The sequence below is a fragment of the Jatrophihabitans sp. genome, from assembly GCF_051960575.1.
Classification (GTDB): Bacteria; Actinomycetota; Actinomycetes; order Mycobacteriales; family Jatrophihabitantaceae; genus JBQCEE01.
The window spans coordinates 1-11,052 of record NZ_JBQCEE010000266.1 but is presented as its reverse complement, the minus strand read 5'-3'; the positions used below and the strand labels follow the sequence as shown (position 1 = coordinate 11,052).

At 73.3% G+C, this 11,052-nt stretch carries 5 protein-coding genes; all 5 read left to right on the top strand.

Annotated elements, in window-relative coordinates; genetic code table 11:
- A partial coding sequence (locus tag ACTHMS_RS15130; RefSeq protein ID WP_440307504.1) for a hypothetical protein occupies nt 1-395 on the top strand: 395 nt, incomplete at its 5' end.
- Complete coding sequence (locus ACTHMS_RS15125; protein ID WP_440307503.1) at nt 392-2,275, top strand: ABC transporter ATP-binding protein; 1,884 nt, start codon at nt 392-394, stop codon at nt 2,273-2,275. The genes ACTHMS_RS15130 and ACTHMS_RS15125, both read left to right, overlap by 4 nt.
- On the top strand, nt 2,272-4,701 hold the full coding sequence (locus ACTHMS_RS15120) for a glycosyltransferase family 2 protein (RefSeq protein ID WP_440307502.1): 2,430 nt from the start codon (nt 2,272-2,274) through the stop codon (nt 4,699-4,701). The genes ACTHMS_RS15125 and ACTHMS_RS15120 overlap by 4 nt, the downstream gene beginning before the upstream one ends.
- Nucleotides 4,698-6,983: a sulfotransferase gene (locus ACTHMS_RS15115; RefSeq protein ID WP_440307501.1), complete on the top strand. Its 2,286-nt coding sequence runs from the start codon at nt 4,698-4,700 to the stop codon at nt 6,981-6,983. The genes ACTHMS_RS15120 and ACTHMS_RS15115 overlap by 4 nt, the downstream gene beginning before the upstream one ends.
- Entirely contained in the window at nt 6,980-10,840 is a 3,861-nt protein-coding gene (locus tag ACTHMS_RS15110; RefSeq protein WP_440307500.1) for a glycosyltransferase, read from the top strand. Before ACTHMS_RS15115 ends, ACTHMS_RS15110 begins: the two co-directional genes overlap by 4 nt.
- The last annotated feature ends 212 nt before the right edge of the window (nt 10,841-11,052 follow it).

Below are 11,052 nucleotides of genomic sequence, written 5' to 3'. Positions count from 1 at the left end.
CACCGGTCGTCCGGCGGCGCGGTGGGGTGGTGCTGGTGGCCGAGGACCGCGCGCGGGCCGACCTCGCCGCGGCCGTCGTCGCGCACGTCCGCGGGCGCGGCACCCGCGTCGTCGACGCGGGCGTCTTCGCCGACCACGACGGTCTCGCCCTGCTGTCGCCGCTGATCGCGGGCGAACTGCGCACCAGCAGCCACCCGGTGGGCTACGTGCAGATCGGGATGCGGCCCAGGCTTCGGCGCGGGCCGGGCGCCGGCGTGCTCGCCGCGGTCGTTGTCCTGGCCGCGCTCGCACCGCTCGCGGCGGTCGGCGTGGCGGCCGTCGCCCTGGCCGTCGCCGGGGCCGGCGCCCTGCGGGCGCGGACACTGCCGGCCGCACTCTTCGAGGAGGCATCGTGAGGTTGCGCCGGAAGCAGGGTGATGACGCCCTGAGCCGGGGCTGGCGGCACCTGCCGCGAGCACTGCCGTACCTGCGTCCGTACAAGCAGCAGGCGGGTGGCGCAGTAGCCATCACCGCGCTGCTGGCCGCGCTGTCGTTCGCGACGCCGTGGCCGCTCGCCCTCGTCATCGACACCGTGCTGGGCAGCCACCCGGCGCCGTGGTGGGTGCCGGGCTTCGTCGGCGACGGCAAGATCACGCTCATCGTCACGGCCGTCGTCGCGAGTGTGGGCGTCACGTTGTTGAGCGGCGCGTTCTCGGTCGTGAACGAGTACCTGATGACCAGCATCCACCTGAAGGTCATCCTCGACCTGCGTGCCCGCATGTTCCAACATGTGTTGAGACTCTCGCCGTCGTTCCACGACGAGAACAAGTCGGGCGTCATCCTCTACAAGGTCAACAACCAGTCGGGTGCGATCGGGCAGATCCTCACCGGCCTGCCCGAGTTCGGCCAGTCGATCCTGACCGTGCTCGGCATGGCCTTCATCGCCTGGACGATCGACCCGGTGCTCGCCCTCGTCGCGCTCGGCGTGGTGCCGATCATCGTGTACTCGACGCGCTACTACGCCGACCGCATCGACCCCGACCTGCAGAAGGTGCGCGAGCTCGAGGGGCAGAGCCTGTCGATCGTGCACGAGGTGCTGGCCATGTACCGCGTGATCGTCTCGTTCGGCCGCGAGCGGCACGAGTACGACCGCTTCCGGCGCCAGGGCAATCAGGCCGTCGACGCCCGGGTGCGGGTCACGGTGCACCAGACGGTCTTCAGCCTCATCGTCAACCTCATCACCGCCTGCGGCACCGCCGCGGTGCTCGGTGTCGGCGCCTACCGCGTGCTGCACCACGACCTCACCCTCGGCCAGCTCACCGTGGTGCTCGCGTACGTCGCCGCGGTGTACCAGCCGCTCGAGCAGCTGACCAACTCACTCACCTACTACCAGATGTGGTGGACCGAGTTCGACCACGCGCTCACCCTGCTCGACACCCCGATCGACGTGCAGGAGAAGCCGACCGCCACGACGATCGGCCGCGCCCGCGGCGAGCTGACGTTCGACCACGTGAGCTTCGACTACGCCACCCGCGAGGGCGTCATCCGCGACGTGTCGTTCACGGTGCCGGCCGGGTCGTCCGTCGCGCTCGTCGGGCCCACCGGTGCCGGCAAGACGACGCTCACCAGCCTGCTGCCGCGGCTCTACGACCCGTCGTCCGGACGCGTGCTGCTCGACGGCATCCCGGTCGACGACCTCGCCCTCGAGTCGCTGCGCGACCAGTTCAGCATCGTGCTGCAGGAGCCGGTGCTCTTCTCCGGCACCATCGCCGACAACATCCGCTACGGCTGGCTCTACGCGCAGCAGGCCGACATCGAGCGAGCGGCGAAGGCGGCCAACGCGCACGACTTCATCATGAAGCTGCCGAAGGGCTACGACACCCTGCTCGGCGAGCGCGGCGTCAAGATCAGCGGCGGCGAGCGGCAACGCATCTCGATCGCGCGGGCCTTCCTGCGTGATGCGCCGATCCTGATCCTCGACGAGCCGACGTCGTCGATCGACTCGCGCACGGAGGAGGTCATCCTCGACGCGCTCGACCGGCTCATGGAGGGCCGGACGACGATCATGGTGGCGCACCGCCTGTCGACCATCCGGCACGCCGACCAGATCCTCGTGCTGAACCACGGTCGGCTCGAACAGGCCGGCGGGCACGACGACCTGGTCGAGCGGGATGGCCTCTACCGGCAGCTCTGGACGGCGCAGACCCGCGCGCGGAAGCGCCCGCCCGCCGCGCCCGACACCCACGGTCTGCTGGTCGCCCGCCCGCCGGCGCTCGACGAGGAGCTCGCCGGATGATCGGACGACCCAAGCTGGTGCTGCTCGGCATGCTGACGAAGATGCCGGTCGGCGGCGTGCTCTGGCAGGTGAGCCAGTACCTGCTCGGCTTCGAACGGCTCGGCTACGAGACCTACTACGTCGAGGCTCACGCACGCACACCGTCGATGTTCGTCGGCCCGGACGACGACGGCAGCGCCACCGCGGCGGCCTTCCTCGACGCCTTCACCCGGCGACTCGGCCTCAACGGGCGTTGGGCCCTGCATGCGCTGCACTCGGACGGCCGGGTGTACGGCATGACGGAGGCGCACCTGCGCCGCGTGTACCGCGAAGCCGCGGTGATCGTGAATCTGCACGGCGGCACGCTGCCTCGTCCCGAGCACACCGCCACCGGACGCCTCGTGCTGCTCAACACCGACCCGGTGCAGCTCGAGCTCGAACTCGACCGCCACGACGCCCGCGCGATCGAGTTCGTCGACGCCCACAGCGCGTTGTTCACCTGGGCCCTCAACCACGGCAACGCCGACTGCCGGCTGCCGCTGACCGCCCGTCACCCGTTCGTGCCGACCGTGCAGCCGGTGCTGCTCGACCAGTGGGTCAACGACGCCGACCCGCACGACGCGCCGTTCACGACCGTCGGCAACTGGCGGCAGCCGTGGCGCGAGCTGACCTTCCGCGGCGAGCGGTACACGTGGAGCAAGCATCACGAGTTCCTGAAGCTGCTCGACCTGCCGGGCCGCACCCGGGCGCGGCTCGAACTGGCGCTGTCCAGCTACGAGCCCGCCGACCGCGCACTGCTCGAGCAGCACGGGTGGCGCGTGCGGCACGGCCTCGACGTGTCGTCCGACGCCGAGGCCTACCGTGCCTACGTCATCGGCTCCCGCGGCGAGTTCACCGTGGCGAAGGACCAGAACGTGCGCTTCCGCAGCGGCTGGTTCAGCGAGCGCAGCGCGGCCTACCTCGCCGCCGGCCGCCCGGTGGTCATGCAGGACACCGGCTTCGGCGCCGCCCTGCCGACCGGTGCGGGCCTGCTTCCCTTCACAGATGTGGAGGACGCGGCCGCCGCGCTCGACGCCGTGCTGGCCGACGAGAAGCAGCACCGGCATGCGGCGCTGGCCATCGCGCGTGACCACCTCGCCCACGACGTCGTGCTCGGCGCGCTGCTCGAGCACCTCGACCTGCCGGTGCCGTCCCGCCGCCGCGCGCCGGCACCGACGGTGCTGCCCGCCGACCTCGATCTCCGCCCGCGCTCACGGCGTCCGCTGGTGCTCGACCCGCGCACCGAGCAGGTGGCGGTGACACGTCCGGTGCCGACCGTGCCGGTGGTGCGGGGCACGCCCGACACCAGCATCGTCGTCGCGGTGCACGACAACCTCGCCGTCACGCGGCTGGCGCTCGAGAGCGTGCTGACCAGCACGAGCGGCGCGTTCGAGCTCGTCGTCGTCGACAACGGTTCGGCCGAGCCGACCGCGCGCTACCTGGCCGCGCTGGCCGCGCGGAACCGGGCGGTGCGCCTGATCCGCAACGACACCAACCACGGCTTCGCGCCGGCGGTCAACCAGGGGTTGGGCGTCGCCACGGCACCCGTGCTCGTCGTGCTGAACAACGACGTCGTCGTCACGCCCGGCTGGCTGACCGCGCTTCGGGCGCGGCTGGCCGACCCGCTCGTCGGGCTCGTCGGCCCGACCACGAACCGCTGCGGCAACGCCGCCGAGGTGCCGGCCGACTACGACACCTACGGCGAGCTGCGTGCCTTCGCCGCGCGGCGATCCGGTGAGCCGTTCGACATCGAGGTCGCCACCCTGTTCTGCGCAGCCATGCGGCGCTCGGTGCGCGACGAGGTCGGCGCGCTCGACGAGCGGTTCGAGCTCGGACTGTTCGAGGACGACGACTACAGCCGCCGCGTGCGCGCGGCGGGCTACCGCGTCGTGTGCGACCCGGCCGTCTTCGTCCACCACTTCGGTGAGGCCACGCTGGGCCTGCTCGCCGCCGACGGCCGCTACGGCGCGCTGTTCGACGCGAACCGGGCGCGGTTCGAGGCGAAGTGGGGCGAGCCCTGGACACCGCACGAGCGGCACGTCGACCCCGACTACGTGCGGCTACGCGACCGCGCACGCCTGGCGATCGCCGCGGCCGTGCCCGAGGGCGCGACGGTCGCCGTGGTCAGCCACGGCGACGACGAGCTGCTCGACCTCCCCGGGCGCCGCGGCCGGCACTTCCCGGCGATGCCCGACGGCGTGTGGGCCGGCGAGCACCCGGCCGACGGCGCCGACGCCCTCGCCCGCCTCGACGCCGCCCGGCGCGCGGGCGCCGACTACCTCGCCCTCCCGGCGCCGTGCGCCTGGTGGCTCGACTTCTACCCCGATCTCGCCGCGCGGCTCAGCCCCCACCTCGTCGCCGCGACCCCCGGCACCGTCACCGTCTACCGCCTCGGAGAAGCCTCATGACCGGAATCGCCGTCACCGGGATGCACCGTGCGGGCACGTCGATGGTGGCCCACGCGCTCTCGCGCTCGGGCCTGTACCTCGGCGCGCCCTCGCGCATGCTGCCCGCCGCCCCCGACAACCCCGAGGGGTTCTTCGAGCACGCCGCCTTCGTGCGGCTGGCCGACGACCTGCTCGAGGCCTGCGGCGGCGCCTGGGACCACCTGCCCGCGGCCCGCCCGCTCACCGCCGACGACCCGCGGGTCGCCGCGCTCGCCGAGCGCGCGCACGAGCTGGTCGCCGAGCTGGGTGACGCGCCGGTGTGGGGCTGGAAGGACCCCCGCACCTGCCTGACCGCCGGCTTCTGGGTCGACCTCGACCCGCAGCTCAAGGTGATCGTGTGCGTGCGCAACCCGCTCGAGGTGGCCGTCTCGCTGCGCCGCCGCAACGGCATGAGCTACCTGCACGCCCTCTCGCTCTGGCGCGGCTACTACGCCGCCGTGCTCGACGCGGTCGCGCCCGAGCGCCGGCTCGTCACGCACTACGACGCGCATCTGGCCGACCCGGCGGCCGAGCTCGCCCGGCTCGCGGCCTTCGCCGGGCTCGAGCCGTCTGCTGCCGACGTCGCCGACCGGTCGAAGCGGCACCACCGGCTCGAGCTGGCGCTCGCCGACGCCGGCACGGACGCGGCAGTGATCGAGCTCTACGCACGGCTCTGCGCCGAGGCGGGCTACACACCCGTCGAGACCGCGCCGGCGTCCACCGTCGACCGCCGCGCCGTCGAGCTCGCCCTCGCCCAGCAGAGCCTCGAACGCTACGGCCGCTACGTCGCCGGCCTGCAGAAGGACCTCGCCGAGCAGGCGGGCCGCGTGGCCGACCTCGAATCGTCCGGACGCGGCGCCCTGCTCGACGACCTGGTCGCCCGGCTCGACGCCCTCGAGGACGCGCAGCACGACGCGCGGTACGCCGTCGAGGACCTGTCGCAGCACCCGCACGCCGACGACGTCCGCGCCGGCCGCTCGCTCGTGCGGCAGCTGGTGCCGCGCCGCGAGGCCGTGCTGGTGGCGGGTGGGGACGCCGCGCTGCTGGACATCTGCGCGCGCCCGACCGCGCCCTTCGCCATCACCGATGCGCCCGACCTCGCGGCCATCGCCCGGCTCGAGGCCGCCCGCCTCGAGGGGTACGGCTCGCTGCTCGTGCCCGGGTACCTGCGTGCGCGCCTCGACGCCCGCACCGGGTTCGCCGACCACCTGCTCGGCCGGTATCCCGTGCTCGCCGACGACGGGCAGCTCGTGGTCGACCTCCGGGCGCGGGTGAACGCGAGCGCCGGCTGGCCGTCCTCGCTGCCCGTGCTCGTCGAGCGGCTCGCGCCCGGCGTCACCGCCGACCCCGCCGTGCTCGACTGGAGCGAGCTCGGCATCGCCTCGCTGCTGCCGGGACGCAACGTCTTCACGCCCCCGGCGGGCGCGCTGCTGCCGTACCTCGAGCGCTCGGTCGACCTCGTCGTCGTGCGCGATGCCGAGCGGCTGGACGAGGCGCGGCGGGTCGCGTCCCGTGCGGTCGTCGTGCTCGCCCGCAGCGGGCGCCCGCGCGTCGTCGACGTCGAACTGGTCGAGGCCGAGCCGCCCGCACCAGCGCCGGCGATCCGGTACGTCGTGGCGGGGGAGCCTGACCCGACCTGGCGGCGGCTGTTCGCCGAGGCCGTCGGGGCGCCGCTCGACGTGCTGACCCCGGGGCTCGAGCCGGTCGACCTGCGCGCCGAGGCCGAGGTTGTCGCGCTCGTGCAGCCGGGCGTGCTGCCGCTGCCCGGCTGCGCCGCTGCTGCCACCACGACCCTCGCCGGCACCACGGGTGCGGTCGCCGTCAAGCTGCTGGACGCGCAGGGCCGCATCGAGTCCGCCGGCGAGGTCGTCTTCGCCGACGGCAGCACGGCCGGCATCGCCGCCGGCGCCGCCGTGCTCGCCGAGCCGTGGCACGAGTACGTGCGCGACGTGTGCGGTGGCCGCGGCCTGCTGTTCGTGGGCGGTGCCGCCCTCGACGCGCTCGGCGACCGGATCGCGTCCCTCGAGCCGCATCCTCTGATCTGGGCCGCCGCCGTCTGGCGCGCCGGGCTGCGCGTGCGCTACCAGCCCACCGCGGCGGCGGTCCGGGCCACCACCGGGGTCGACGACGACGCGCTCGCGCCCGTCGTCGCCACCGCGTGGGCGCCCGCGCTGCCGCACCGGCCGGTGCGTCCGGCCACGTTCGACCTGACCGCCCAACGGACGCTGCTCGCCCGCGACGACGTCGAAGGAGCCTGGCGATGAGACGCCGTGCCCTCGTGGCCCACATGCGGATGCCCGAGATCGACCGTGACCGCGGCTCGGGCCGCGTCGACGCGATGATCCGCTTCCTGCTCGCCGACGGGTGGGCGGTGACCTTCCTCAGCAACGAGGAGGCGGCCGACCCCCGGCACGTGGCGCGGCTGCGGCAGCTCGGTGTCGCCGTGTACGCCGGGCCCGGTGTCGCGCCGGAGGTCGTGCGCGACGGCGACTTCGACCTCGCCCTCATCTCGTTCTGGAAGGTCGCGGCGGGGCTGGTGCCGATCCTGCGCGAGCACTCGCCGCGAACGAAGATCATCATCGACTCGCAGGACGTGCACTTCCTGCGCGAGGCGCGGCGCCGCTTCGGTCTGGACGGCCGGCTGGACGGCTCGGTCGGCACCGCGATGGTCGACGAACTCAACACCTATCGAGGCGCCGACGCGGTGCTCGCGGTGTCGGCCAAGGAGGGTGCGCTGCTCGGCGACTTCCTCGGCGGCAACGCCGTCTTCGACATCGCGCTCGGCGAGGCCGCCGAGCGGTCACCCCTGACCTTCGCCGAACGGCAGGGCATGCTCTTCGTCGGCAACTTCCGGCACCTGCCCAACGGCGAGGCGGTCGAGTACCTCTGCCTCGACGTGCTGCCGCGCCTCGACCCGGCGCTGCTCGCCGCGCACCCGTTGACCGTCATCGGCAACCGCCTCGACGACAAGATCCGCGCGTTCGCCAAGGGCCTGCCCGGGGTCGACATGGTCGGCTGGGTGCCGTCGGTCGAGCCCTACCTGCGGCGCGCCCGCGTCGCCGTCGCGCCGCTGCTGCACGGCGCGGGCGTCAAGGGCAAGGTCGTCGAGGCGATGATGACCGGCACGCCGGTGGTCACCACGCCGATCGGTGCCGAGGGGCTCGACCTCACCCCGAACGTCCACGCCATGATCTTCGACGAGCCGGCCGACCTCGCGGCGGCGATCACCCGCCTGCTCGTCGACGAGCGCACGTGGCAGACGATGGCCGACACCGCCCGCGAGCTCATCGCGCCAGCGCAGGACATGACCGCGGTGGCCGACCGGTTCCACGGCATCGTCGAGCGCGTCGTCACCGACCGGCGCCGCGGCGTCGACCGCTTCCGGCACGCCCGGGCTCGCGAGGCGCGCTACCAGGTGATCGTGCGGCAGGCGCTGGCCGCGATGCGCTCGGTGTGCGAGCCCGGCTCGACCGTGGCGGTCGCGACGCATGGCGACACCCACCTGCTCGACCTGCCCGGACGCACCGGCTGGCACTTCCCGCAGGACCGCGACGGCGGCTGGGGCGGCTTCCACCCGGCCGACAGCGACACCGCCGTCCGCCACCTCGAGGCGATGCGCGAGCGCGGCGCCGGGTACTTCGTGCTGCCGACCCCGCAGTTCTGGTGGCTGCACTATTACCGCGAGCTGGCCGAGCACCTCGACCGGCGCTACCGGCGGGTGCACGCCGACGCGCACTGCGTCGTGTACGACATCCGCACGGTGCGACCTGCCGTGTGCGTCTCGGGTGACCGTCCGGTCGTCGTGGTGCTCGGCACGCACACGTCCCGCGAGGCCGGGCCGTCGCCGGCGCTCGTGTCGGTGCTCGGCAGCAGCGAGCGGTTCGAGGTGCGGCAGCAGTGGCGCCCCGCGGGCACGCCGGCGCCGGACGTCGACGACGCGGCGTGGGTCGTGCACGTCGAGGCGCAGGCCGACCTGCCGTCGGGCTTCCTCGACGACTTCCTGCCGGTCGCCGAGCGGCTCGGCGCCGACCGGGCCCAGCCGGCGCACGTCTCGGGTCCCGAGGCCGCACCGCCGGTGAGTGAGCGGCTGCTGGGCTGCGCGGCGCGTGAGGTCGCCGGCTGGTTGCCGCTGCCCGTGCGTGCCGTGCGGGCCGGGGCCGCTGTTGAGGGCACGGTGGTGCTCGTCGACGAGGTGCCCATCCGCCTGCTCTGGCCGGTGCGGGCCTCCACGGGTGTGGAGGTCGTCGACGTGCTCGACGCGTCTGGGGCGAAGACCGTCAGCACCTACCAGTCGGTCGCGACGCCGCGCATCAGCGTGCTGATCTCGACCTACGAGCGGCCCGAGCTGCTCGCGGGCGCGTTGCAGAGCATGGTCGAGCAGACCCTCCTGCCGAGCGAGTTCGAGGTCGTCGTCGTCGACGACGGGTCGAGCGGCCCCGAGACGGGCGAGGTGGTCGAGCGGTTTCGTGACCGCCTGCAGCTGACCTCGGCCCGGCTCGAGCACGCGGGTCGCAGCGCGGCCAAAAACCTCGCGATCATGCTCGCCCGCGGCGAGATCGTCGTCCTCTTCGACGACGACGACCGCGCTGCGCCCGACATGCTCGCCGAGCACCTGCGCGTGCACGACGCCGCCGGCGACGAGGCACTGGCCGTGCTCGGCCACACCTCGTGGGCGCCCGAGCTCGAGATCACGCCGTTCATGCACTGGGTGACCGAGGTCGGCAAGATGCTCTTCGCCTACGGCAACCTCACCGACGGCCAGGTGCTGAACTGGAAGGGGTTCTGGGAGGGTCGCATCTCGTGCCGCCGCGCGCTGCTGATGCGCGCGGGGCTGCACGACCAGCGGCTCAACTACTCGATCGACGTCGAGATGGCCTGGCGGCTGCGCACCGAGGGGCTGCGGGTCGTCTACACCGACGCCGCCCGCAGCGTCATGGCCCGCGACATCGACCTGCCGACGTTCTGCGTGCGCACCGAGCAGAAGGCCGCCGCGCAGGTGACGATGGCCGCGCTGCACGACGACGACGAGCTGCGGAAGTACACGAACACGGCGGGTGTGCGCGAGCGGTGGGACGCCGAGCGCCCGTTGCTCGCCGCGGCGATCAACCGGGCGGCGCAGCTCGAGGCCGCCGGCGAGGTGACCGACGAGCTGCACGGGTTGTACCGGCAGATCCTCAACGCCTGTTATGCCAAGGGTGCGGCCGAGGCGCTCGGTGCACCGCGCACCGAGCTGCCGAAGCCGGTGGTCGGGCCGGTCGCGAGCGTGCGTCCGGTGGCGAAGTTCGTGATGCCCGAGGCCGCCGACGACGACCTGCCGGTGCAGGTCATGTCGGCACGCACCCGCGTCGAGCGGCCGCAGCTGACGGTGACCATCCCGGTCTGGAGCCGCACACCGGAACTCGCCGACATGGCGGTGGCGACGATCGAGCGGCTGCGAGCGAACGCCCGCCTCGCCACCGAGATCGTGGTGATCGACAACGGTTCGCCGCACGAGCGGGAGTTCGACGCCGAGGTGTATCGCTACGACAGCAACCGTGGCGTCTCGATCGCCTGGAACGCCGGCATCGCGCTCGCCTCGGCGCCGGTGATCGCGATCCTCAACAGCGACTGCCTGGTCGAACCCGGCTGGGATGAGGCGCTGTACGAGGCCGCCGTCACCGGTCGCCGCGTGGCGTTCCCGTACACCGACCACGCCGACGGGCAGGGGTTCCGCACGCCCGACCAGGGCGGCACGGCCGGCTGGTGCTTCATGGCCACCGCGGCGATCTTCGCCGAGGTGGGCGAGTTCGACATCCAGTTCAGCCCGGCGTTCTGCGAGGACACCGACTACTGGCACCGGGCCTGGCAGCTCGGCATCGAGCTCACGCCGGTGCCGGCGGCGCGGGTGTCGCACGCGCGCCGCTCGACCGGCCGCACCGACCCGCACGTCGACTGGCTGCTCACCTCGCACCGCTACAAGTACGGCTGGAAGCACGGCGTCGAGCCGATGAAGGCGCCGCCGTACTACAACCGGGCGATCGTCGAGTACGTCTCGGACGCGGGGGAGCGCACCCGGTTCAGCGGCCGCAGCCTCGAGCTGCTGCACCGCAAGGTCGCCGCCCCGAAGGCCGTCAACGAGTAGCCGCCTTGTCCCCTGGCCCAGTCGCTCTCGCACGCGAGATCTGACCGGGCCGGGGGACAAGCGGTATTCAGCGGTCAGGTGATGCCGAGGCGGTCGAGCAGGGGTGGCAGGACGACCTCGGCGGCGAAGTGCGACTCGGCGAGCACGCGGGCGGCCTCGGCGTGCCCGATCGGGTCGGCCAGGATGCGCGCCGCGCCCGCCGCCGCCGAATC

What these genes read in the sequence shown, in the direction of transcription:
- ACTHMS_RS15110 (WP_440307500.1), top strand. Translation starts at nt 6,980, where the DNA reads ATGAGACGCCGTGCCCTCGTGGCCCACATGCGGATGCCCGAGATCGAC.
- ACTHMS_RS15115 (WP_440307501.1), top strand. Translation starts at nt 4,698, where the DNA reads ATGACCGGAATCGCCGTCACCGGGATGCACCGTGCGGGCACGTCGATG.
- ACTHMS_RS15120 (WP_440307502.1), top strand. Translation starts at nt 2,272, where the DNA reads ATGATCGGACGACCCAAGCTGGTGCTGCTCGGCATGCTGACGAAGATG.